The organism is Halomonas sp. AOP7-E1-9 (assembly GCF_052376035.1).
Taxonomy (GTDB): domain Bacteria; phylum Pseudomonadota; class Gammaproteobacteria; order Pseudomonadales; family Halomonadaceae; genus Vreelandella; species Vreelandella citrativorans.
The window spans coordinates 1-23,756 of the sequence record NZ_JBQSVC010000014.1 but is presented as its reverse complement, the minus strand read 5'-3'; the positions used below and the strand labels follow the sequence as shown (position 1 = coordinate 23,756).

Genomic DNA, 23,756 nt, shown 5'->3' with positions numbered 1-23,756 from the left:
CGTTACAATATTCGGCCCGCTTGCGTAGCGGGCCGAATAGTTATTTGCCCTACCGATAATCCATTGGTACATCTGCTTTTCAATAACGAATGGAAACTGAGCCTAACGTGACCACCGATATGCCCTCTGATCTTACCGATAATCAACGCTTGGCTAAGCTTAATGAAACCATAAGCAACGTTATGCTGCGTGATGCCCAGCGTCTTGAGCGGCGCGTAGCAGGGCTGGTGCGTCGCCTGCGTGACAACAAGCCGATTGATCACGGTTTGCACGAGGTGCAGCGCGATATTCACCGGGCACAGCAAGTGTTTAACCAGCGCGAGGCGTTGAAGGTGACCTTTAACTATCCGGCTGAATTGCCGGTGGTTGAGCGCCGGGAAGATATTTTAAACGCCATTCGTGACCATCAGGTGGTGGTAGTGGCGGGGGAGACCGGGTCGGGAAAAACGACTCAGCTCCCCAAAATGTGCCTAGAGTTAGGCCGTGGACGTAAAGGACTTATTGGTCATACACAGCCGCGGCGTTTGGCGGCGCGCAGTGTTGCCGGGCGGCTGGCCGAAGAGCTTGAGGTGCCGCTTGGTGAGCAGGTGGGCTATCAGGTACGTTTTACGGATCAAAGTAGCTCCACCACGCTAGTGAAGCTAATGACCGATGGTATCTTGCTGGCTGAAACCCAGCACGACCCCTTGTTGCTGCGCTACGACACCATCATTATTGATGAGGCTCACGAGCGCAGCCTGAACATCGATTTTCTGCTGGGCTATTTAAAAAGGCTGTTGCCTAAACGTCCTGACCTTAAAGTGATTATTACCTCGGCAACCATTGATGTTGATCGTTTTGCCGCGCATTTCGGTACGCCTAAAGCACCCGCGCCCGTCGTTGAGGTATCAGGACGCACGTATCCGGTCAATGTGCATTATCGCCCTTTGGTGCGTGATGAAGAAGATGAAGAGGATCGCACCTTACAAGAAGGGATTTTGCACGCCGTTCTCGAAATCGAAGCCATCGAGCGCGAAAAAGGCTGGCTACATGGCCCCCGGGATGTTCTGGTATTTTTGCCGGGCGAGCGAGAAATTCGTGAAACAGCCGATACGTTACGCCGGGCTGATTTGCAAGGGACGGAAATTCTGCCGCTGTACGCACGTCTCTCCAATGAGGAGCAGAACCGGGTTTTTTCTGCCCACCGTGGAAGGCGCATTGTGTTGGCCACTAACGTTGCGGAAACCTCGTTGACGGTGCCCGGCATTCGTTATGTGGTGGACCCGGGGCTTGTCCGGATTAGCCGCTACAGCTATCGGGCAAAAATTCAGCGCCTACCGATTGAGCCGGTAAGCCAGGCGAGTGCCAATCAGCGCAAGGGGCGCTGCGGTAGGGTGGCAGAAGGGGTGTGTATTCGTCTTTACGACGAAGAGGACTTCGTCTCGCGTCCAGCCTTTACCGATCCTGAAATTCAGCGGACCAATTTAGCCTCGGTCATTCTGTCGATGCTGGCGCTAAAACTGGGTGATATTGAAGCGTTTCCCTTTGTAGACCCACCGGACAGCCGCTTTGTAAAAGATGGCTTTCGGCTACTGTTTGAGCTGGGCGCGGTCAACGAAAAGCATCACCTGAGCGAGTTGGGGCGAAAGTTAGCGAAACTACCCATCGACCCGCGCTTGGCACGAATGGTGTTAGCAGGTGCGGAGCGCGGTAGCCTGCGTGATGTTCTGGTGGTGGTGTCCGCGCTTGCCATTCAGGACCCGCGAGACCGTCCGGCCGATAAACGCCAGGCTGCCGATCAGGCGCACCAGCGTTGGCACGACCCGGATTCAGATTTTGTCGCGCTGCTCAATTTGTGGCACGGCATTGAGAATGCCCGCGAAGCATTATCCGGCAATCAGCTGCGCCGCTGGTGTCGCGAGCACTATATTAATTATCTGCGTATGCGTGAATGGCACGATACGTTCCGCCAACTTAGGCAGTTGCTGCGCGATATGCAGATCGATGTTCCTGCGCCGCTACCGCGCAATGACGAGGAGAGCGAAGAGCAGGCGCGTCAGGCCAGACGCAAGACCTCAGGTAAGTTACACCAGGCGCTTCTTTCAGGCCTTTTGTCTAACCTGGGCACGGTAGTGGAAAATCGCGAGTACCTGGGCGCACGTAATCGTAAATTCATGATTCACCCCGGCTCGGGGCTCGCCAAAAAATCGCCCAAATGGCTAATGGCATTTGAGCTGATTGAAACCACAAAACTGTATGCACGCACCGTTGCCAAGATCGATCCCCAGTGGATCGAACCGCAGGCTCAGCACTTGGTGAAACGCAGCTATAGCGAACCTCATTGGGAACAAAAGCGCGCGCAGGTCGTTGCTTTTGAGCAAGTAACGCTGTTTGGCCTGCCTATTGTCGCGCGTCGGCGTGTGCACTATGGGCCGATTGCCCCCAAAGAATCGCGCGAGCTGTTTATCCGCCGTGCGCTGGTGGAAGGCGAGTTTACGACTCAGGGCGCGTTTTTTGCTCATAACCGCGCACTCATTGACGAAGTGGAGGCGCTTGAAGACCGCGCCCGCCGCCGTGATATTCTGGTCGATGAAGAGGCGTTGTTTGCGTTTTACGACGCGCGTATTCCAGACGACATTGTCAATGGTAAAGGCTTCGAGCACTGGCGCAAGCAGGCTGAACGCCAGACGCCTGCGCTGTTGAATTTTGATCTGGATGCGCTGAAAGCGCGTGACGCCGCCGATGTCACCCAAGCGCAGTACCCTGACCATTTAACACTTGCCGGGGTGGCTTATCCGGTGAGTTATCACTTTGATCCCAATGCAGACGATGATGGCGTTACATTGACCGTACCTGCCGCCATGCTGCCTCAATTGCCTGTGCACGCATTAGAGTGGTTGGTGCCTGGGCTGTTAAGAGAAAAGTGTATTGCGCTTTTAAAGTCGCTGCCTAAAAGCATTCGCCGCCAGGTGGTACCCATTCCTGATTGGGTCGATGCAGCGTTGGAAACCCTAGTGCCCGATCAGCGCCCGCTCACAGAAGCATTGGGCGAATTTATACGTCGACGTACCGCAACGCGTGTTCATCCGGATGACTGGCGGCTGGATTTACTCGATGCCCACCTGATTATGAACATTCGAGTCGTCAATCATGCTGGAGAGCTGCTGGGTCAAGGGCGCGATGTCAGAGCGCTGGAGCAGCGCTTTGAAGCGGCGGCCAGTGCCGGTGCCCAGGCGTTGGCCGAGCAGGCAAACCAGGCGCCTACGCTTGACGGCCTGCCTGAGGAGCCATTGCCTGATTCGCGTGTGACTACGCAGGCGGGTATTCGTGTCGAGGCCTACCCGGCGTTGGTGGCTGAAGCCAGTGAGTTTAAGGTCGCACTTTTTGATCATCCGGCAAAGGCATTGGCGGCGCATCAAGAGGGGGTTGCCCGGCTGGCAATTGCCAAACAGCCTGACCAGGTAAAAGCGATTAAGCGCCTACCCGGTGTTGAAAAATGCGCGCTGCTGTTTGCCAAAGTGGGCAGCAAGCAAGCGTTGCTGGATGACCTGATGTTAGCCGTCTTTACTCAAGTCGTTGCCCAGCACCCTTTGCCGCGTTCATCGGCCGAATTGAGTGCTCGCCTGGATGTTACCAAAGCAGCGTTGATTGATTACGCGACTTCCCTGCTTGAACAGGTCGAGGCGGCGCTAAAAGGTCACTTGGCAGTGAGTAAAGTGCTTAAAGGCAAGCTCAATTTTGCGCTTGCCCTAGTGTATAACGATATCAGCGTACAGATGCAGCGGCTGGTCTACCCGGGGTTCATTCGTGATGCAGGCCAATGGCTGACAGAGTATCCTCGTTACACCGAAGCCGCGCTCATCCGCCTTGAGAAAGCCGCACGTGAGCGCGGGCGTGACCAGATGCTGATGCATGACGTTCAGGCCCTTGAAACTCGCTTTGATGCGCGGCGTAAAAGCGAGTGTCGGGGGCGTGTTGAAGATCCCGAGTTGGTGGAATTTGGCTGGTGGATACAGGAGCTTCGCGTTTCCCTTTTTGCTCAGCAGTTGGGAACGCTGATGCCCGTATCGGCAAAGCGCCTTGAAAAGCGTTGGCAAGAAATAATTAGCGTTTAAAAGATGACTGGTAAACCCTGCAAATAACGCACACAGTAATATTAAGCGCGAGCCTTGGGCCTGAGTCTGAACAGCAAGCAATAGGGGCAAAAGCCGCTTAGAGGAGATAGGCATGACAAACGTGGTGATAACCGGGACAGGGCTTTATACACCGGAACACGCCATTGATAATGCGGCGCTGGTGGCTGCATTTAATACGTGGGTGGATAACGAAAATGCGTGTCATGCGGATGCGATTGCACGGGGTGAGCGTGAGCCGCTAGCCCACTCCAGCAGCGAGTTCATCGAAAAAGCCTCTGGTATTAAAAGTCGTTACGTATTGGATGCTTCAGGTATTTTAGATCCTGAGCGGATGTGTCCTCGGCTGCCATTACGTCAAAATGACGAGCCCTCTATTCAGTGTGACATGGCCGTCTCTGCCGCACGCCAAGCGCTGGAAAAGGCCCAGGTAGCACCTGGTGACATCGAACTGGTGATTGTGGCTTGCTCCAATATGGAGCGTGCCTATCCTGCGTTAGCGGTAGAAGTGCAGCAGATGCTGGGTGCCAAGGGTTATGGATTTGATATGAACGTGGCTTGCAGCTCTGCTACGTTCGCCCTTGAATCGGCCGCTAATGCTATTGCGTCCGGCAGTATTAAGCGCGCCCTGGTAGTGAACCCGGAAATCTGTTCGGCACATTTAAACTTTCGAGACCGTGACAGCCACTTTATTTTCGGCGATGCTTGCACCGCTGTGGTCCTGGAAAATAGTGTCGATGCAGTGGCCGATGAGCGCTTTGAAATTATAGGTACGCGGCTTGTTACCCAGTTTTCCAATGCCATTCGCAATAATGCCGGCTTTTTAAACCGTGTGACGGACAGTGATCCGTTAGCAATTGATAAGCTCTTTGTGCAAGAAGGGCGGCGAGTTTTCAAAGAAGTATGTCCCATGGTAGCCCAGTTGATTACAGATCACTTGACCTCGTTGGAGCTATCGGGAAGTGATCTCAAAAAAATGTGGCTGCATCAGGCTAACCGCCATATGAACGATCTTATCGCCCGCAGGGTATTGGGTTTTGAGCCCAGTGAGGCGCAAGCGCCCATCATTTTAGACCGCTATGCAAACACAAGCTCCGCTGGTTCCATTATTGCCTTTCATTTACATCATGAGGATATGGTGGAGGGCGACATTGGTGTGATTTGCTCCTTTGGAGCAGGCTACAGCGCAGGTAGCGTCGTAGTTCGACGTCAGTAACAGTACGACGTCAGTGATAGTACGTTAGTTTTTGAAGAGGAATAACCATGCTGCGGTTGTTAGCCAGGCAAGCCACCACTTTTTCACTGCGTAACGCAGCCCTACCAGCTGTGCTGCTTATCACCATGGCGGCTAGCGGTTGTGCCAGCACGCAAATGGCTCAAGATGCGAATCCGGATGATCCGTGGGAGGGCTTTAATCGCCGCGTTTTCGCCTTTAACGATGTCGTTGATCAGTATACGTTGAAGCCGGTAGCCCAAGGGTATCGCACGATTACGCCGAGCCCTGTACAAACCGGTGTCAGCAACTTTTTCTCCAACCTTGGCGAAATTCGTACGACTATAAATAGTCTTCTTCAAGGAAAACCGGCGAACGCTGGGTTGGCAACATCCCGTTTTTTGATCAACACAACGGTGGGTATCGGTGGGTTGCTTGATTACGCGACGTTGATGGAGATTAACGCAAGCGACGAGGATTTCGGGCAAACGCTGGCGGCCTGGGGGTGGGATGACTCACGCTACCTTGTCTTGCCGTTTTTGGGGCCCAGTACGTTACGTGATGCTACGGGTCGGCCTGCTGATATCATGACCTATCCCATCGTTTACGTGGATGATAACACCACCGAGCTTGTATTAAGCGCGCTCAATATTATTGATCGACGCGCCGCATTACTTGATCGGGAAAACTTGATTAGTGGTGATCGCTACAGCTTTGTGCGCGACGCTTATTTGCAGAGCCGCCAGTTTGAAATTAGTGACGGCGAGTTAGGCGATGACCCGTTTGCAATGGATGATTTTGACTTTAACGACAGCGATTTCAATGACAGTGATTTCGACGACAGCGATGTTAGTGACGACGATTTCGCCGATTGAGGCTTGATATGGATCATTCCAGGCAACTGGTTGCGGTAATTGACGCGCCCGGTCCGGAGCGCGATGCGCTGGCAGAAGCCATCACGTGTGACGGTATGGGCGTATATGCTGCAGATAATATCGACTATCTTCCAGAAGAAACCGCTTTAATTGTTGCGCATGCGCACTCGGTGCCTCAGCAGCAGTGGTCGCAGTTGACGCGTCGCTTACCCACGTTGGTGGTAAGCGACTCGCGTCAGGATGCGGACCTGATCAAGGCGATTGACATAGGGTTGGTGGACTATATCGTTCATCCTCTACGCCATGCTGAACTGCTGCGACGAATGATTCGTAAGGCTATTGAGCTCAATGAGTTAGCCATTGAGCGAGACCGTGATAGAGAAAGACTCGCTGAATTAAACGAGAGCCTGGAGACACATCTGGCGCTGCTGCGCATGGACCAGCAAAGTGGGGGGCATATTCAGCGTCGGTTATTGCCTGCTCACCCCAAGGTGGTGAACGGCGTTTACTATGATTATTGGTTTGCGCCCTCGCTTTATCTATCCGGCGACTTTCTGGATTATCAGCGTTACAACGACCGTTACAGTGCGTTTTATTTTGCAGACGTTTCTGGGCACGGCGCATCCTCGGCGTTTGTGACCGTGCTGTTAAAGTATTTATGCAACCGTTGGCTAAATGAGTGGGACGGCCACAAGCCCGAGTGCTTGGCGCCGGACTGGTTGGCCGCTATGAATCGAGAGTTGCAGGGGACCGATATCGGTAAACATGCAACGTTGTTTGTAGGTGTTATTGACCATCACTCTCATACTCTTCACTATTCGCTCGGTGCACAGCTACCGATGCCTTTTTTGGTTGCGGGCGGTAAGCTCTCCCGGCTTGAAGGAGAGGGGATGCCAGTAGGCCTTTTCCCCGATATAGAGTATCCTTCGCTGAGCTGTGCCTTGCCGGCCGAATTTCGATTATGGCTGTGTTCAGATGGTGTATTGGAATGCTTGCCGGGTAAAACGCTCGACACGCGGCTCAAGGAGCTTGAGCAATTAGTAAGCGAAAGTGTCACGCTTGAGCAGTTGCGCGAACGGCTAGCCAAAACAAGTGTCCTGCTGGCAGCAGGGGAGACGGGTGAGGCGAACCAGGAACGCGGTGCTTTACCCGATGATCTAACAATCATGATGGTGAGCGGATTTGGTCATGCTGATTGATGAAGGCCGTATTAAAGCGGCGTTCGAGTCCGGTGTTTTTGTCTTAAAACTCTGTGGCGATGTGCGGTTAACGCTTTGTGCCACGCTGGATACCCAGGCACAACATCTGGCTGAAACGCCTGGGTTACGTGCGGTAATGATTGACTTGCGTGAAGCGACCAATGTCGATTCAACGGCATTGGGTTTTCTTGCAAAGGTGGCGATGGCTGTAAAAGGGCGCTTGGCCCACCCGCCTACTATCATTGCGGATAATCCTGATGTTCGTAAAATGCTCGATGTTATGGGCTTTGCGCGTTTTTTTACCTTGATGGAGGCGCCGCTTCAACAGCCGCCAGCGCTTAGCGATGCGCTTGTTGAGCTGCCTGAAGAGCCTGCGGATGAAGATGGGCTGCGCGAGCGAATTCTTGAAGCGCATCGTATTTTAATGCACATGAATGAGCATAATCGCGAGCAGTTCCAGCCGTTGGTTGAGATGTTGGAAGCGCAGAATACAGAACCCCACCATTAAAAAAGCCTCCCTGATAAAGAAAGGGAGGCTCCGACGACTGACAACCCCCCCCACTTTTGTGGGGGGTGTCGTTTAAGCGTGGCGCAATTTAATAACTTATGACTTTCGCAGTGTGCCGAGCAATGTTTCCAGCTCACGCTGGTCGGCCATAAATTTGCGAATACCTTCCGCTAGTTTATCAGACGCCATTTCATCTTCATTCATGGCCCAGCGGAAATCGCTTTGCGTTAATGGCTCGTCCGCTGAGCTACTCGCGCCCATCGGCGTTAGCTGGCGAGTTAGTTCACCCTGCTGTTCATCCAACTCGGTAAGCAACTTGGGCGAAATGGTCAGACGGTCGCAGCCTGCCAGAGATATAATCTCGCCGATATTACGAAAGCTTGCGCCCATTACGATGGTGGCGTAGTTATGGCCCTTGTAGTAGCTGTAAATCTGTTTGACAGACTGTACGCCTGGGTCATTGTTACCGTTAAAATCGGCTTCAGGCTGACGAGATTTATGCCAATCGAGGATGCGCCCGACAAACGGCGAAATCAAAGTGACGCCTGCATCGGCACATGCTTGAGCCTGAGCAAAACCAAACAGCAGCGTGAGGTTGGTACGGATGCCTTCACGCTCAAGCTGCTGCGCTGCCTGAATACCCTCCCAAGTGGAGGCCATCTTGATTAGTATGCGCTCAGGACCCACGCCCTTTTGGGCGTACCGCTCGATCAATGAATGCGCGCGCGCAATAGTGGCATCACGGTCAAATGAAAGCCGAGCACTTACTTCGGTGGATACGTAGCCGGGCACCAGTTCACTAATTTCACTGCCAATCTCGACAGCCACGCGGTCAACCGCATCATCAATATCCTTGCTTTCCTTGGCAATAGTGGCCAAGTGGGCGCGGCGCTGCTCTTGCTGAGCGGCTTGTAGGATGAGCGAAGGGTTCGTCGTTGCATCTTGTGGCGCAAAACGTCGGATGGCTTCAAGGTCGCCGGTATCGGCGACTACCGAGGTCATTTCTTTAAGCTGTGTTAGCAGGCTAGTGGCCATTCATTACTCCTTGCGTCGTTAGTCCTTTACTGTAGCAAGGCAGGCGCTCGCTGAATATTATCCGATGTGGGGGTATTGGATAAGTCAGGTGTTGGCGGAGAGGCTTGCCAAATAAAATCATCGCTGGATATCTCTCCGATTTTAAAGCGTGCGGCTTGTTCACGCATCCTTTCTGCAGCGGCTTCAAGCGACATTGCATCCTGAGCAGTAGCTTCAACCTGCTTGGTATTGGCCCGATTCACCTGGGTCTGTTCGTGCAGTGTTGAATTCAGATGTTCAATGTGGCGGTGCTGCTCATTAGCCGCATCAGCGATCTGAAGCATGATGCTATTGGCTTGTTCGGTCGTTTCAACAATCGCGTTCATGCCGTGGCTGGCCTTATTGGATAAGGTATGGCCACGCTCAATACTGTTGCCTGATGTGGCAAGCAAGGTTTGGATTTGGCGCGCAGCTTCAGCGCTGCGTGAGGCTAGTTGGCGTACTTCGCCCGCCACGACGGCAAAGCCTCGGCCTTGTTCGCCAGCGCGAGCGGCCTCTACAGAGGCGTTTAACGCAAGAATATTGGTTTGAAAAGCGATGGAGTCAATAACATTAACAATCTCATCGACTTCTTTTGAGCGTGCGTGAATCTCCTCCATGGTGGTCAGGAAGTTGGTCATTATCTGGCTACCGTCTTGGGTTTGTGATGCCGCCGTAGACGTTAGTTGGGTTGCATCGGCGGCAAAACCAGCGGTGGTGGCAACGTTCTCTGTCAGCTCATCCAGGTTAGCCGCGGTCGTTTCGTGGGATGCGTTTTGCTGGCGCGTTCGGATAGCAAGGTCTTCATTGCCTAGCGCCAGGCGTTGAGCGCTATCGAAAATATGGCGGCTATTACTATGAAGCTCTGAAACGGTTTCAATGAGTGCACGCTGCATATTATCCAGCTCTTGGTAGAGCTGGCCTATTTCATTATTGCCTTGAGCCGGGACCTTAACGCTTAAATCACCCTCGGCCATTGTACGAAAGTGTGCGACCAAGCGGTTAATAGGTAATAGAACATGGCGCTGCCCAATCCAGGCCATTAAACCTAGCAGTGCCAAGGCAATAGCAATGCCTCCTGACAGCAATTGACCAATCAACTGACCGCGGCGTTGAGCGTTAGTCATTAGCTCTGTACCCTGACGGTCAGCCAGTTGATAAAAGCTACGTGCCTCTTCGGTTAGGGCTTGGCTATGTGCTAACGCATCAAGCGTCAATTGCCGGTAGCCGCCGCGGTCACCTGTCTGAACGGCGTTTAATTGTTCATTCATCGTGCCAATAAGCGCTGTTGCCTGCTGCTCAATAGCGTCTCGAAGTGTCGGGTGAGGTGTTTCAGCGGTTGCTTCCAAAAACGTTGCCAGCGCTACTGCCATTTCAGAGAGCTCATTTTCGACCGCTTGAAGCGCCTCTGTCGGGTCTCCTAGCGAGGGACGCAATTTGCGTTCAAGCGCTCTGTCCAAACGGTGCAATCCCTCAAGGCCCGCTATATGAAGCCGGTTTAGCGATGACGACTGTTGAACATTAACCTGTTCAAGAAGCGCTAAATCGTTCTGGCTCTGCTGCATCATTTTCCATGTCAGTAGGGCAAACATGAGCACACACAGTGCTACAAGCAGTAAGGCGGATAGGCTTAGCCAGCGTAGTGGGATATTTTTCAGCGCTCTAAAATTCATAGTGCTTCCATGAGTTGGTCTTGGAAAAGGCTTATGAATCCTAGGCTAAGCAGTTTATGTTTCAGTTTTTCGGGGCTGCGGTGCTTAATTTTCATCACCGCGTTACTATTAGCGGCCTATCGATTGCTGCTGTGCTTGATGGTGGCTAATTAATTCAGGGAGTCCTATGGAACTTAACCCACGACGGGTTGCTTTGTTGGTTGCTGCCAACACAGCGCTTGCCCCTTTTGCGATTGACGCCTATTTGCCTGCGATTGGCGTGTTAGCGGAATCCGTTAATGCCAGCATTCATCACGCGGAGCTTTCGATTAGTGTGTTCCTGTTTGGTTTTGCCATTGGCCAACTTGTCTTTGGACCGCTATCTGACCGGATAGGGCGCAAGCCGGTACTCATGGGCGGTTTAGTCGTATTTATGCTGGCAAGCCTGATGATTACCACGGCTGATAGCCTTAACTCGCTTTTGTTTTGGCGATTTATCCAGGCACTGGGTGGCGGAGCCTGCGTGGTAAACTCTGCCGCCATTGTACGCGACTGCTTTAGCGGCCGAGAGGCTGCCAAAGTGATGTCGACCATGGCCATGATCATGATGTTGGCTCCCCTGGTGGCTCCGGCGGTGGGGAGTATGCTGCTGCATATTGCAGGCTGGTGGCTGATTTTTGTTTTTCTTGCGGCTTATGCCGGCTTTTTGCTTTGGCTGCTGGGGACGCGGTTACCCGAAACCCGTGATATGACGCTGCCTGCAGCGTCGCCTCGTCAGGTGCTCGGCAATTATGTAAGCGTGCTGCGGCATAAAGAAGGCATGGGGTATATCTGTGCAGTGGCCGCCTCTTTTGCCGGTCTTTTCGCCTTTGTAACAGCATCGCCCTTTGTCTATCTTGATTATTTTGGTCTCTCTCCGGGGATGTATCCGCTGATTTTCGGGGTTAACGTCGTTGTTATTGCGCTCTCCAACCGCGTTAATATTTATATGCTGCGTCAACGCACACCCCAACAAAACCTGCGCCTGGGGTTAATGATCCAGATGATCGCGGGCTTGGGCTTGGTGATCGTTACAGCGCTGGATATGGTCACGCTATATACCGTTGTGCCTCTGGTGATGGTATTTACCGGCATGATTGGCTTGATCACTCCGAATGCTATCTCGTCACTGCTGGATCACTTTGGGCATATCAGTGCGACCGCAACGGCGTTGCTGGGTGGCATCCAGTTTAGCTGTGGCGCGCTTGCCGGGGTGCTGGTCGGGGCGTTTGAAGTCGCCCATCTGTGGCCCATGGTATTGACCATGCTGGGGGCGTCATTACTTGGAAATATTGGTGTGCGGATGCTAACCGCCAATTCAGAACAGAGTCGCTAGTCGTTTTACCCTGTCGTAGTGTTCTCCTTTGCTATACGACGTTTTGCGTATTTAACGATTTAGAGATTGTCATATTTCTGCAATGATACGTGTGCAAACTCTCTTTTGTGAAAGGCCAGAAGGCCAACTCTTCCGGTAAGCATCAGCTGGCCGGATATCAAACCAGAGGGGAACACGACGTGAAAAAGCATACGCTAAGTGTTGCAGTAGTAGCCGGTCTAGCGGTAGGTGTTTCAAGCGCTGCCATGGCTCGCGACACAATCCAAATTGCGGGCTCTTCTACTGTACTGCCGTTTGCAGGTATCGTGGCTGAAGAGTTTGGTAATACGTATTCTCAGTTTAATACGCCGGTAGTTGGTTCTGGTGGTTCAAGTGGCGGCCTTCGTCAGTTCTGCCAGGGCGTTGGTGAAAACACCATTGATATCGCTAACGCTTCTCGCTCAATTCGTAGCGGTGAGGTTGAGAGCTGTGCCGAAAACGGTGTTAACGAAATTATTGAAATCCAATTCGGCTACGACGGCATTGTATTTGCCTCGCGCCTTGATCGTGGCGAGTTTGCCCTAACGCCTGAGCATGTTTTCAAAGCGGCGGCTGCTCAACTGCCGCAAAACGGCGAACTGGTTGATAACCCCTACACCCGCTGGTCTGAAATCGACAGCAACCTGCCTGACCAGGAAATCGTACTGGTTATCCCGGCTTCCAACCACGGTACGCGTGAAGTCTTTGAAGAGAAAGTCGTTCACCCGGGTTGTGACACTGTTGCTGAAGTAGAAGGCGATGCTTGCATCAACCTGCGTGGCGATGGCCGTATCGTTGAAATTGCCGGCGATTACACCGAAACCCTGGCGCGCCTGGATGCTCAGGAAGATGCAGTAGGTGTCTTCGGCCTTAGCTTCTACGATCAAAACCGTGACCGCTTGCAAGTGGCGACCGTTGATGGTGTAACACCTAGCCTGGAAACGATTGGCTCTGGTGAGTATCCGGTTTCTCGTCCGCTGTTCTTCTACGTAAAGGGCGAGCACATTGACGTGATTCCTGGCCTGGCGGAATACACGGAGTTCTTCCTGAACGAAATGACCTCTGGCTATGGCAGCCCGCTGGAAGACGCTGGTCTGATCCCGATGGATGAGAGCGAGCGTAGCCAAGTGCTTGAGCAGTTCGAATCCCGTACGGTCGTAAGCGTCGACTAAGTGCGGCACTGCTTCAGATTCGGTGTACCTTATTAAGTTTGTTTTTGCGCCAGCATCATGCAGTTGATGCTGGCGCTTAAACGTAGCAAGTCAAAGGCGGAAAGATAATGAGCAACTTTGCCTTGATAGCCACGCTGTTGGTGTTGATGGCCTTGGCATACCATTTAGGCTTGACGCGCAGCCGTGCGGTTGCGGCAACTCAAGATGTACGAATGCATTCGCGGCCGGGCTATTACGGTACGCTTGTGGCGCTTTGGTGCGGCTTGCCTGCACTCGCTATATTTTTGTTATGGTCATTTTTAGCCCCTCAGTTAATCGACATGCTGGTTATTCAGCAGTTGCCTACTGACATGGTTGCCAGTATGAGCGACCGTGAAATGCAAACGTTTCTGGATCGTGTAACTGCCTTGGCAAACGAACGTGGCGTAGCGGGTGGTGGTAGTCCTGAAGAGTGGGCCGCTGCGGCACATATGGCAAGGCTTCAAACGTTTGAAAATTTTAGCCTGGTGGCATTAGTCGCCGTGCTATCTGTGGCGGGCCTGGTCATTGCACGGCGGCGTATCACGCCCCAGTGGCGCGCCCGTAACCAGGTTGAACGGGTTATTATGTTTGCGCTAGCCGCAAGCTCGGCTGTCGCTATATTTACAACGATTGGCATTGTGCTCTCCATGCTGGGCGAGGCAATGAAGTTCTTTAGTTTTATTAGTCCCGTCGACTTCTTCTTTGGCACTACCTGGAACCCTCGATTTAGCACCTCTGGTACCTCTGACCAAGGGGAGTTTGGTTTATTACCCCTCCTCTGGGGCACCATAATGGTCAGTGGCATTGCACTGTTGGTAGCGATTCCTGTTGGGTTAATGACCGCAATCTACATGGCAGAGTACGCGCCGCCCTGGTTGCGCAATGTGGCCAAGCCGGTGATTGAGATTTTGGCGGGTATCCCGACCATTGTTTATGGCTTTTTCGCGCTGATGGTTGTGGGCCCCTTTCTCTCCGCTTTTGGTGATCTGATTGGCATTAATATTCGCACAACCAGCGCGATAACAGCGGGCCTGGTCATGGGGATCATGATCATTCCTTTTGTCTCCTCGCTGTCTGACGACATTATTACCCAAGTGCCTAAGTCGCTGAGGGATGGTGCATTAGGTTTGGGCGCCACCAAGTCTGAAACGATTCGACAGGTGGTATTGCCCGCTGCGCTTCCCGGCATTGTGGGTGCTTTTTTGCTGGCAGCTAGCCGCGCGATTGGGGAAACCATGATTGTGGTATTGGCCGCTGGTAATAACCCTGTACTGCATGCCAACCCTTTCGAGGCGGTATCGACTATTACCGTAACGATTGTTAACCAGTTGACCGGGGATATGGATTTTGCAAGCCCCCAGTCCCTGGTTGCGTTTGCCCTCGGTCTTACCCTGTTTGTGATCACCTTAGGCCTAAACGTCATCGCACTGGTTGTCGTGCGTAAATATCGCCAGCAATACGAGTAAGTGACTATGTCCATAACGATTGAGCAGCGCCGGCAACACCGGCTGATGACGATAGAAAAGTCGCTGGCGAAACGGCATCGTAAAGAAAACAGCTTTCGGCGGATGGGACTTGTCGCTGTTATTACCGGTATGGTGCTGGTCGCCATCCTGTTTATCAGCATTCTAATGCGTGGTGTGCCGGCATTTTGGCAAGCCACCATGTACATGGATGTGTATTTCGACCCTGAGGTTATCCAGCTTGAGCCCAAGCCTGAACGCGCTAGTGGCGAGAGCCAGTTTGAGTTTGAAGAGCGTTTTTTACAGTGGGAAACACAAGCAGGGCTGGCCAATTGGCAATCCTTAATTGATAACGCACTGGAAGAGGCGTTGGGGGTAGAGGTAGAGGGGCCGCAGTTACGTGATCTGCGTGCGCTTGTCACCTCTGGCGAGCGCTACGCGTTGCGTGATCGGTTTATTGAAGATCCTTCGCTGTTGGGGCAAACCGTCGAACTCAAGATGCTGGCGAGTGCGAACGTGGATGTCTGGATCAAAGGCAATATTGATCGTGATTTGCCGGATGCACGCCAACAGCTAAGTGCTCAAACGCGCGCCTGGGCTGACGAGCTTGAAGCCTCTGGCGTCATTCGTAACGCGTTTAGTACCTCGTTATTTTTAAATACTGACTCACGCAGCTCTTTGGCATCAGCGGGCCTGGCCGGTGCCTTTATGGGTTCGCTGTTTATGATGATCATCGTCATCGCGCTGTCTGTGCCGTTAGGGGTATCAAGCGCTATTTATCTGGAAGAGTTTGCGCCCAAGAATCGCTTAACCGATCTAATTGAAATCAATATCAATAACCTGGCAGCGGTTCCTTCCATTGTGTTCGGTTTGCTGGGCGCATCTATCTTTATTGGCTATTTAAGATTGCCTATTTCAGCGCCCCTGGTAGGGGGGCTGGTGCTTACGTTGATGACATTACCGACCATTATTATCGCTACGCGGGCATCGTTACGCTCCATTCCGCCCTCTATTCGTCAAGCGGCGTTGGGGATCGGGGCATCGCGAGTGCAGACGGTATTTCACCACGTACTGCCCTTGGCGCTTCCCGGTATTTTGACAGGCTCTATTTTGGGTGTTGCTCAAGCATTGGGGGAAACAGCGCCCTTGCTTCTGATCGGTATGAACGCGTTTGTCGCGAGTGTGCCAGCAACACCGTTGGATCAATCAACCGCGCTGCCAGTACAGATTTATCTATGGCAAGGCAATGAGCTGCGTAATTTCTTCGAAGCACGCACGTCTGCGGCCATCATTGTATTGCTGGGACTAATGTTAAGCTTGAATGCATTGGCGATTTGGTTGCGTAAAAAATTCGAGACGAGGTGGTAAGTGAATACTTCAACAGAGCCGATGACAACAACTCCCATGGTTAGCGTCGGGGGCGGTGAAAGCCGCACCAGCAAGGCGAAAGACAAGGTCAAAATGAGTGCCGAAGCCGTTAAGGTGTTTTACGGTGACTCTCAGGCAATTAACGGTATTGACCTGGATATCTACGAAAACGAAGTGCTGGCCTTTATTGGGCCTTCCGGTTGCGGTAAATCGACATTTTTACGCTGCTTAAACCGCATGAACGACACCATCGATATCTGTCGTGTTGAAGGCAAAATTACATTAGATAAAAACGATATTTATGCGGCTAACCGTGATGTAGTATTGCTGCGCGCTCAGGTGGGGATTGTGTTCCAAAAGCCGAACCCCTTCCCGAAATCCATCTACGAAAATATTGCATATGGGCCGCGCTTGCACGGCTTGGCTCGGCGTAAGGCCGAGCTTGACGATATTGTAGAAAGCAGCCTGCGCCGCGCAGGGCTTTGGGAAGAGGTAAAAGACCGTCTTGATCAGCCAGGTACCGGGTTGTCAGGTGGTCAGCAGCAGCGTTTGTGTATTGCACGGACGGTCGCGGTAAGTCCGGATGTCATTTTGATGGATGAGCCGTGCTCTGCACTTGACCCGATTGCCACGGCCAAAGTGGAGCAGCTGATTGATGAGTTAAGTGAGAGCTATACCATCGTTATGGTGACTCACAATATGCAGCAGGCCGCTCGAGTGGCAGACCGCACTGCGTTCTTCCATATGGGCGACCTGGTCGAAGTGGATAGCACTGATCAGATATTCACTAACCCTCAGGATCAGCGTACTCACGACTACATTACCGGGCGGTTTGGATAAGCAACAACTTCCTGGCGTGAGTGATAGGAAGACGCGGGGCTAACGCTGCAAAGCGTTGGCCCCGCGTCGTTTATGTCAGTCGATAAGCTCAACGGCAACCGCTGTGGCCTCGCCGCCACCAATACACAGGCTGGCAATGCCACGTTTGCTGCCTTGAGTACGTAGGGCATGAATAAGCGTGGCAATGATGCGTGAACCGGTAGAGCCAACAGGGTGCCCTTGGGCGCAGGCGCCACCAAAAATATTGACCTTGCTGTGAGGTAAGCCAAGATCGTCCATTGCCATTAGCGTCACCACGGCAAAGGCTTCGTTAATCTCAAATAAATCGACGTCGCCGACGCTCCAGCCAAGCTTTTTCATCAGGCTTTCTATGGCGCCTACCGGGGCAATCGTAAACTCGCTGGGGTGGCGAGCGTGGGTTGCATGCCCCAGCATTCTGGCTAATGGCTTCACGCCGTGGCGTTCGGCTGCTTCTGCGCTTGCCACAATAAGCGCTGAAGCGCCATCGGAGATAGAGCTGGCGTTTGCTGCAGTGATGGTGCCGTCTTTAGAAAAGGCTGGTCGCATGTGGCGAATTTTGTCGAGTTTGGCTTGAAACGGTTGTTCATCATGTTCAATAAGCGTGTCGCCTTGGCGCGTAGATACGGTGACGGGCGCCATTTCAGCATCCAGTTGCCCACCGTTGGAAGCCGCGATAGCGCGCTCGAGCGAGGCAATGGCAAAATCATCCAAACGCTCCCGTGTGTAGCCTCGCCGTGAAGCGATATCCTGAGCGAAAACGCCCATTAATGTGCCCGTTTCAGCATCCTCAAGACCATCCAAAAACATGTGGTCTTTGAGTTCGCCGTGGCCTAACCGATAACCGCCGCGGGCTTTGGTCAGCACGTAGGGGGCGTTGGACATGGACTCCATGCCCCCCGCCAGTAGAATTTGCCCGCTACCCGCTTTAATTACGTCGTGGGCGAGCATGGTGGCCTTCATGCCTGAACCGCATAGCTTGTTAATCGTCATTGCGCCGCACGCATCGGGTATGCCGGCCTGACGCATGGCTTGGCGAGCAGGGCCTTGTTTGACGCCCCCCGGAAGCACGCAGCCCATAATGCCTTCATCAATGGCATCGGGCTCAATGCCCGCACGTTGAACCGCTGCACGAATAGCAACCGCGCCCAGTTCAGGGGCGCTCATGCTCGATAAGCTGCCCATCATGCCTCCCATGGGGGTGCGTGCAGCGGATAGAAATACGATATCGGTTGCAGTATTCATTAGCTAACTCCTTAGGATTTATTGTGATTATTCTGCTGGGCGATAAGCGATGCGTTGACCCGTTGGCGGGGCTGTGGTTTTCTCGTGGATAACCAAGCAAGCGCTAGTGTGAGTGAAATGAATGTAATAAATGCATCTGTGCGCCGCAAGGAATTGACGCGTTTAGCGGCTCAGCTCTTTGTCCAGGAGGGCTTTGATCGTACCACTGTACGTATGCTGGCGCAGGAAATGGGGATCAAGTCCGGCAGCCTGTTTCATCACTTCAAGGATAAACAGGAAATCCTTGCTGCGGTAATCGAGGAAGGAATGCAGAATGCGCTAATGATTGCTCGTCAATCGATTGAGCGCTGCTCGTCTGACCCTGAAGCGCGGCTGCGCGCGATGGCACGTGCTCATCTGGAAACGCTGTTTACCGACCGCAATGCTCATGTGGTGGCCCTGTTTGAATGGCGGCGCCTGGACCCTGCCGCTAGCGCACACTTAAGCCATTTGCGCGATGCGTATGAGGCCTTGTGGGTGCAGGTTATAGACGATGCACTGGAAGCGAAGCTTATCCGTGGGGATCGCTTTCTGGTTTCGCGATTTATATTGGGCGCTTTGAACTGGACCGTGCGCTGGTATGACCCAGGTGGCCCACGTACGCCAGATGACCTTGCGGATGAGCTGGTGGCGATGATCATGGCGCGCTAAGCGCTATTTTTTTAAGCAACCAGCCAGACGCCCTCAGTGCTTTTTTCTAGCAGTAGTAAATAGGCACTTGCTGCCAGCGACTCGTCTGTGTATTTCCTCGACCAACGTATAACCCTTTAATGCGGTAGATAGCTTGCGCTTCCTGCGGATTGCTTTTAGCGTTGAGGTTATCTGTGGGATTACGTTAACGTAAACTGAAAGCAATGCACGCATGACTTAAAACGTTACCCCGCCTGTTGCAAGACTGCTCATTACCAACAACATAAGAGAGCCATCATGACAGCGACACCACTCCCCGATTATTCGGGTTATCTTGAGCATTTCTCAATCGACCAGATGGTTGCCCGTCTGGATGATTATCAGGACGGCCAGCTCAATGCTTTTGAAGCGTGCTGCGGACGCCATGTGCGAGCGGGGCGCGGAGAAGTGCTGGCGCTGATTCATGAGGATACCCAAGGTGTAACGCACACCCTGACGTATGCCGAGCTGGACGAACAGAGTGGCAAGCTGGCGGGTTGGTTGGTGGCGCAAGGCCTAAAAGAGGGAGACCGCATTGCCTGTATGCTGCCTCGGTCAGAGGCATTACTGATAGCTGTGCTGGCTACCTGGCGGATAGGTGGTGTGTATCAGCCGCTATTTACAGCCTTTGGGCCTGATGCAGTGGATTACCGTTTAGGCCGGGCAGATACCAAGCTGGTGATCACCGATCACGCCAACCGCGATAAATTTGACGGCTTGAGTCAGTGCCCGTCAATACTGACGGTAGGAGGGGCGAGCCGCGAACATCCAAATGATCTGGATTGGCAGGCTGCCTTGGCGCATGCGTCGATGACGACCCAGCCGCCTCGCCTTGATCCTACCCAGCCTTTTTTGCAAATGTTCACCTCGGGTACCGTGGGCAAGCCCAAGGGTGTGGCCGTGCCGCTTTCGGCAATGACCGCCTTTGCGCTGTATATGGAACTTGCCGTTGACCTGCGTGATGATGACTGCTTCTGGAATATGGCGGACCCTGGGTGGGCGTATGGCCTTTACTACGCCATTACCGGACCGCTGCTGTTAGGTGTGACCACGCATTTCTGCGAAGCCGGGTTTAGTGCCGAAGGGGCGCTTGACTTTATGAAACGTCACCGGATCACCAATTTTGCGGCAGCCCCCACGGCCTATCGTTTAATGAAGGCGTCAGGGTTGTTCGATGATGCCTATCAAACGTTATCGCTGCGCGCTGCGAGCTCGGCAGGCGAGCCGTTAAATACTGAAGTGGTCAACTGGGTCGAAAAATCGCTTGGCTGTTCAGTGATGGACCACTACGGGCAAACCGAAACGGGCATGACCTGCAACAATCATCACACCCTTGATCACCCCAAGCATGTAGGTGGCATGGGCGTACCTTTGCCGGGCTATCGGCTGGCCATTCTGGATGCAGAGTATAATGAGTTGCCAGCGGGAGAGCCGGGCGTATTGGCCGTGGATATTGAACATTCACCGGCGCATTTTTTCCAAGGGTATACGTGGCAAGAGAAAAACCCCTTTGTGAAAGGCTATTATCTGACCGGCGATGTAGTGATCTGTAATGAGGATGGTTCGTTCCAGTTTGCAGGCCGTGATGATGACATCATTACCACCGCTGGCTACCGGGTAGGACCTACCGATGTGGAGAATAGTGTCATGATGCATCCTGCCGTGGCGGAATCTGCGGCGGTCGGGCAGCCTGATGAAATTCGCGGCGAGGTGATCAAGTCCTATATTGTGCTTCGCGAAGGATACGAGCCAAGCAATGAGCTGGCTGAGGCGATTCGCCAGCAGGTGCGTGAACGTCTATCTGCCCATGCGTTCCCTCGGGTCATTGAATTCGTCGAGGAGTTGCCTAAAACGCCTAGCGGCAAGATCCAACGCTTCAAGCTACGTGCGCAAGCGGTTGAACAAGCCGGCCATAACAATTAATCAATCCAGGGAGAGCCATTATGCAGGTAAAGGAGAGCACGTTTTTAATTACCGGGGCGGCGTCTGGGTTGGGCGCAGCAACGGCTGAGCGGTTAGTGGCCGCTGGCGCCAAGGTGGTGCTGTGTGATGTAAAAGACAGTATTCGCTGTCATGCTGCCCAACTAGGAGAGCGCGCAAAAGCCTGTATGGCCGATATTACCTCTTCAGAACAGATGCAGCAGGCGTTCGAGGTCGCTGCCAAATTGAGCGAAGAAAAAGGGCTCGCGGGTGTTATTCACTGTGCTGGCGTGATTAGCGTGGCCAAGCTAGTGGATCGGGAGGGCAATCCGGCTGACCTGGATGCCTATGCCAAAACAATCCATATCAATCTGGTAGGCACCTTCAACGTCATGCGCTTGGCAGCGGCGGCCATGGCAAAAAACACGCCCAATCAGGATGGCGAGCGTGGCGTGATTATTAACACGGCATCTATAGCCGCCTTCGATGGCCAAGTGGGGCAGTGCGCTTACAGCGCCTCTAAAGCAGGCGTAGTGGGGATGAGTTTGCCTGCCGCTAGAGAGCTTTCTCGGCATGCTATTCGTGTCATGGCGATTGCGCCGGGCGTGTTTGAAACGCCGATGATGGGCGACATACCTGATGAAGCCGCCCAAGCGCTTGCCGCCTCTGTTCCTTTTCCCAAGCGGTTAGGCAGGGCAGAGGAGTTTGCCCAGCTAGCCGAGCATATTATTGTTAATTCCATGCTTAATGGTGAGGTGATTCGGTTGGACGGTGGTATTCGGATGCAGTGAAAGCGCATCCGTTGCTTAGACATCAACTCGCCAGCAATTCGGCTGGCGAGTTTTTTTGCGTTTAGCCGATCAATTCTCAATGCTTCGACCAAAAGACTAGCGTTAATGTGGCTTTAATTCAAACGCTCGCTTGACTCGCTTTGCGGTGCGCGCTAGCTTTCAAACATGTGTTTGAAAGCTGTTTTTTTGAAATCCAGCGCTGCTTTCAACTCCCCGTTTAGGAGAAGTGCTATGCCAAGTTATCAGGCCCCTCTGCGTGATATGCGTTTCGTCATGGACGAAATGCTTGATTACCCTACTCACTACGCTGCATTGCCAGAAGGTGATGACGCTTCACCCGACGTAGTGGCCGCCATTCTGGAAGAGGGCGCGCGCTTTTCTCGTGATGTTCTCCTGCCAATTAATCAAAGCGGCGATGAAGAGGGTTGTGTGCTAGAGGGCGGTGAGGTGAAAGCGCCTCAAGGCTTCAAGGAGGCGTACCAGCAGTACGTAGAAGGCGGCTGGCCAAGTCTGGCGGCTGATCCCGAGCACGGTGGGCAAGGGTTGCCGCCTTCGCTTGCTATGGTGCTTTCGGAAATGATCTGCGCGACCAATTTAGCCTGGGGTATGTATCCAGGGCTTTCTCATGGTGCCGCTGACGCGCTGCGCCATCATGGCACCGACGAGCAGAAAGCGACGTATCTTACCAAGCTGGTGGAAGGCGTTTGGACGGGCACCATGTGCTTAACAGAGCCTCACTGTGGTACCGATCTTGGGTTAATCAAGACTCGCGCCGTGCCAGCCGCTGGGGAGGCTTATACCATTACCGGCACCAAAATATTTATCTCCGCTGGTGAGCATGATCTGGCCGAAAATATTGTCCATCTGGTGCTCGCCAAACTGCCTGATGCGCCAGAAGGGTCAAAAGGTATTTCACTCTTTGTCGTGCCTAAGTTTTTACCTAATGCGGATGGCAATCCCGGTGAGCGCAATGGGGTAACCTGCGGCTCCCTAGAACATAAAATGGGCATTCATGGTAACGCGACGTGCGTTATGAACTTTGATGGTGCCACTGGTTATCTGGTTGGGCCGCCTAATAAAGGCCTGGCGTGCATGTTTACCATGATGAATGCTGCGCGCCTTGGCGTGGGTATCCAGGGGCTTGGTCTCATTGAAGCCAGTTTTCAAAATTCGTTGAATTACGCCCGTGACCGCCTACAGATGCGTGGTTTGTCAGGCAAGCAGGCGCCCGAAAAACCTGCCGACCCGATTATCGTTCATCCGGATGTGCGCCGGATGCTGCTAACGCAAAAAGCGTTTGCCGAAGGTGGGCGCATGCTGGTGCTTTACGCCGCCCAGTTGCTGGACACCGTTGAGCTTGGTCAGCCTGGTGAAGAAAAAGAGCGTGCTGAAACCTTGCTGGGACTGCTTACGCCGATCGTTAAAGCGTTCCTAACGGAAGTTGGTTTTGAGAGTACTAATGAAGGCGTACAAATTTTTGGTGGTCACGGCTTTATTAAAGAGTGGGGAATGGAGCAGTTAGTGCGTGATGCACGTATTACGCGGCTCTATGAAGGCACTACCGGCATTCAGGCACTCGACCTGTTGGGGCGAAAAGTGCTGATGAGCCAAGGGGAGTCGCTCAAGGTCTTTACCAAAGAGATTCATAAATTCTGTAAAGCCGAGGCTGATAACCCTGCGCTTAAAGAGTTTGTTAAGCCGCTGTCTAAGCTCAACGCAGAGTGGGGTGAGCTGACGATGGGGGTTGGCATGAAAGCGATGCAGGATCGTGAGGAAGTTGGGGCGGCAAGTGTCGACTACCTGATGTATTCCGGCTATGTCGCGCTTGCTTATCTGTTTGCGCGAGCGGCTAAACAAGCATCTGTTGCGCTTGAAGGTGATGATAAGGCGTTTTATGCCGCCAAGCTTAATACTGCGCGATTCTACTATCAGCGGCTACTGCCGCGTACGAAAGCGCATGCGCAGATGATCCAGGTCGGTGCTGGCAGCTTAATGGCTATCTCCAGCGAAGATTTTGGTCTGGGCTTTGAGATCTAACATGTAGTGTGTGCAGGCACGCTTTGGTTATTCGCCAAACGTTTTTATCAGTACTGTGTTCGGTGGTTTGCGGCAGTCTCTTGTTATGGAGCATATCCATCAAGCAGACCTGCCGCTTTTTTTATAGGGCGCTGGATCTTTTTAAAGATAGTGCTTGCCAAACGTCCG

The 23,756-nt window shown here is 53.0% G+C and carries 17 protein-coding genes; 14 read left to right on the top strand and 3 right to left on the bottom strand.

The annotated features are described in order from the left end of the window. The first annotated feature begins 89 nt into the window (after positions 1-89). The 5 genes from hrpA (at position 90) to ACT3R4_RS09680 (ending at position 7,907) form a co-directional block, all read left to right on the top strand. On the top strand, positions 90-4,094 hold the full coding sequence (gene hrpA / locus ACT3R4_RS09700; protein WP_441678745.1) for an ATP-dependent RNA helicase HrpA: 4,005 nt from the start codon (positions 90-92) through the stop codon (positions 4,092-4,094). A gap of 112 nt (positions 4,095-4,206) precedes the next feature. Beyond that, positions 4,207-5,328: a beta-ketoacyl-ACP synthase III gene (locus ACT3R4_RS09695; protein ID WP_441678743.1), complete on the top strand. Its 1,122-nt coding sequence runs from the start codon at positions 4,207-4,209 to the stop codon at positions 5,326-5,328. A 47-nt stretch (positions 5,329-5,375) separates the two neighbouring features. Beyond that, on the top strand, positions 5,376-6,200 hold the full coding sequence (locus ACT3R4_RS09690) for an MlaA family lipoprotein (protein ID WP_193054899.1): 825 nt from the start codon (positions 5,376-5,378) through the stop codon (positions 6,198-6,200). Positions 6,201-6,208: 8 nt separating this feature from the next. Further along, complete coding sequence (locus tag ACT3R4_RS09685; protein ID WP_441678741.1) at positions 6,209-7,399, top strand: PP2C family protein-serine/threonine phosphatase; 1,191 nt, start codon at positions 6,209-6,211, stop codon at positions 7,397-7,399. Next, on the top strand, positions 7,389-7,907 hold the full coding sequence (locus ACT3R4_RS09680) for an STAS domain-containing protein (protein WP_441678739.1): 519 nt from the start codon (positions 7,389-7,391) through the stop codon (positions 7,905-7,907). The genes ACT3R4_RS09685 and ACT3R4_RS09680 overlap by 11 nt, the downstream gene beginning before the upstream one ends. 96 nt (positions 7,908-8,003) lie before the next feature. Here ACT3R4_RS09680 and tal read toward each other — a convergent pair whose 3' ends face one another. Both tal and ACT3R4_RS09670 read right to left on the bottom strand, forming a co-directional pair. Further along, positions 8,004-8,942, bottom strand: coding sequence for a transaldolase (gene tal, locus ACT3R4_RS09675; RefSeq protein WP_441678737.1), 939 nt, complete (start codon positions 8,940-8,942; stop codon positions 8,004-8,006). 26 nt (positions 8,943-8,968) lie between these two features. Then, a complete protein-coding gene (locus ACT3R4_RS09670; RefSeq protein ID WP_441678735.1) occupies positions 8,969-10,633 on the bottom strand; it encodes a methyl-accepting chemotaxis protein in 1,665 nt (554 codons plus the stop codon). 166 nt (positions 10,634-10,799) lie between these two features. Between ACT3R4_RS09670 and ACT3R4_RS09665 the strand changes: the two genes are divergently transcribed. The 5 genes from ACT3R4_RS09665 (at position 10,800) to pstB (ending at position 16,869) form a co-directional block, all read left to right on the top strand. After that, positions 10,800-11,987 (top strand): multidrug effflux MFS transporter, encoded by a 1,188-nt coding sequence (locus ACT3R4_RS09665; protein ID WP_441678733.1) that lies wholly within the window; start codon positions 10,800-10,802, stop codon positions 11,985-11,987. 179 nt (positions 11,988-12,166) lie between these two features. Continuing rightward, positions 12,167-13,177: a substrate-binding domain-containing protein gene (locus tag ACT3R4_RS09660; RefSeq protein ID WP_172117052.1), complete on the top strand. Its 1,011-nt coding sequence runs from the start codon at positions 12,167-12,169 to the stop codon at positions 13,175-13,177. A gap of 107 nt (positions 13,178-13,284) precedes the next feature. Then, positions 13,285-14,664 carry a phosphate ABC transporter permease subunit PstC gene (gene pstC / locus ACT3R4_RS09655; RefSeq protein ID WP_172117051.1) on the top strand — a complete coding sequence of 460 codons (1,380 nt, stop codon included), beginning with the start codon at positions 13,285-13,287 and terminating at the stop codon, positions 14,662-14,664. A gap of 6 nt (positions 14,665-14,670) precedes the next feature. Continuing rightward, complete coding sequence (pstA, locus tag ACT3R4_RS09650; protein WP_441678731.1) at positions 14,671-16,029, top strand: phosphate ABC transporter permease PstA; 1,359 nt, start codon at positions 14,671-14,673, stop codon at positions 16,027-16,029. Positions 16,030-16,065: 36 nt separating this feature from the next. Beyond that, entirely contained in the window at positions 16,066-16,869 is an 804-nt protein-coding gene (pstB, locus tag ACT3R4_RS09645; protein ID WP_441678813.1) for a phosphate ABC transporter ATP-binding protein PstB, read from the top strand. A 75-nt stretch (positions 16,870-16,944) separates the two neighbouring features. Here the strand turns inward: pstB and ACT3R4_RS09640 are convergent, their stop codons facing one another. After that, a complete protein-coding gene (locus ACT3R4_RS09640) occupies positions 16,945-18,132 on the bottom strand; it encodes an acetyl-CoA C-acyltransferase (RefSeq protein WP_441678730.1) in 1,188 nt (395 codons plus the stop codon). Between the two features lie 117 nt (positions 18,133-18,249). On the opposite strand from ACT3R4_RS09640, the gene ACT3R4_RS09635 reads away from it, so the two are divergent. The 4 genes from ACT3R4_RS09635 (at position 18,250) to ACT3R4_RS09620 (ending at position 23,588) form a co-directional block, all read left to right on the top strand. Then, complete coding sequence (locus tag ACT3R4_RS09635) at positions 18,250-18,822, top strand: TetR/AcrR family transcriptional regulator (protein ID WP_441678728.1); 573 nt, start codon at positions 18,250-18,252, stop codon at positions 18,820-18,822. A gap of 276 nt (positions 18,823-19,098) precedes the next feature. Beyond that, positions 19,099-20,763 (top strand): AMP-binding protein, encoded by a 1,665-nt coding sequence (locus ACT3R4_RS09630; protein WP_441678726.1) that lies wholly within the window; start codon positions 19,099-19,101, stop codon positions 20,761-20,763. 20 nt (positions 20,764-20,783) lie between these two features. Beyond that, a complete protein-coding gene (locus tag ACT3R4_RS09625) occupies positions 20,784-21,551 on the top strand; it encodes an SDR family NAD(P)-dependent oxidoreductase (protein ID WP_193054906.1) in 768 nt (255 codons plus the stop codon). A gap of 231 nt (positions 21,552-21,782) precedes the next feature. After that, entirely contained in the window at positions 21,783-23,588 is a 1,806-nt protein-coding gene (locus ACT3R4_RS09620) for an acyl-CoA dehydrogenase C-terminal domain-containing protein (protein WP_441678724.1), read from the top strand. Positions 23,589-23,756: the final 168 nt, after the last annotated feature.

Coding starts and splice junctions, on each gene's coding strand:
- hrpA (WP_441678745.1), top strand. CDS start 90: ATGGAAACTGAGCCTAACGTGACCACCGATATGCCCTCTGATCTTACC.
- ACT3R4_RS09695 (WP_441678743.1), top strand. CDS start 4,207: ATGACAAACGTGGTGATAACCGGGACAGGGCTTTATACACCGGAACAC.
- ACT3R4_RS09690 (WP_193054899.1), top strand. CDS start 5,376: ATGCTGCGGTTGTTAGCCAGGCAAGCCACCACTTTTTCACTGCGTAAC.
- ACT3R4_RS09685 (WP_441678741.1), top strand. CDS start 6,209: ATGGATCATTCCAGGCAACTGGTTGCGGTAATTGACGCGCCCGGTCCG.
- ACT3R4_RS09680 (WP_441678739.1), top strand. CDS start 7,389: ATGCTGATTGATGAAGGCCGTATTAAAGCGGCGTTCGAGTCCGGTGTT.
- tal (WP_441678737.1), bottom strand. CDS start 8,942: ATGGCCACTAGCCTGCTAACACAGCTTAAAGAAATGACCTCGGTAGTC.
- ACT3R4_RS09670 (WP_441678735.1), bottom strand. CDS start 10,633: ATGAATTTTAGAGCGCTGAAAAATATCCCACTACGCTGGCTAAGCCTA.
- ACT3R4_RS09665 (WP_441678733.1), top strand. CDS start 10,800: ATGGAACTTAACCCACGACGGGTTGCTTTGTTGGTTGCTGCCAACACA.
- pstC (WP_172117051.1), top strand. CDS start 13,285: ATGAGCAACTTTGCCTTGATAGCCACGCTGTTGGTGTTGATGGCCTTG.
- pstA (WP_441678731.1), top strand. CDS start 14,671: ATGTCCATAACGATTGAGCAGCGCCGGCAACACCGGCTGATGACGATA.
- pstB (WP_441678813.1), top strand. CDS start 16,066: ATGGTTAGCGTCGGGGGCGGTGAAAGCCGCACCAGCAAGGCGAAAGAC.
- ACT3R4_RS09640 (WP_441678730.1), bottom strand. CDS start 18,132: ATGAATACTGCAACCGATATCGTATTTCTATCCGCTGCACGCACCCCC.
- ACT3R4_RS09635 (WP_441678728.1), top strand. CDS start 18,250: ATGAATGTAATAAATGCATCTGTGCGCCGCAAGGAATTGACGCGTTTA.
- ACT3R4_RS09630 (WP_441678726.1), top strand. CDS start 19,099: ATGACAGCGACACCACTCCCCGATTATTCGGGTTATCTTGAGCATTTC.
- ACT3R4_RS09625 (WP_193054906.1), top strand. CDS start 20,784: ATGCAGGTAAAGGAGAGCACGTTTTTAATTACCGGGGCGGCGTCTGGG.
- ACT3R4_RS09620 (WP_441678724.1), top strand. CDS start 21,783: ATGCCAAGTTATCAGGCCCCTCTGCGTGATATGCGTTTCGTCATGGAC.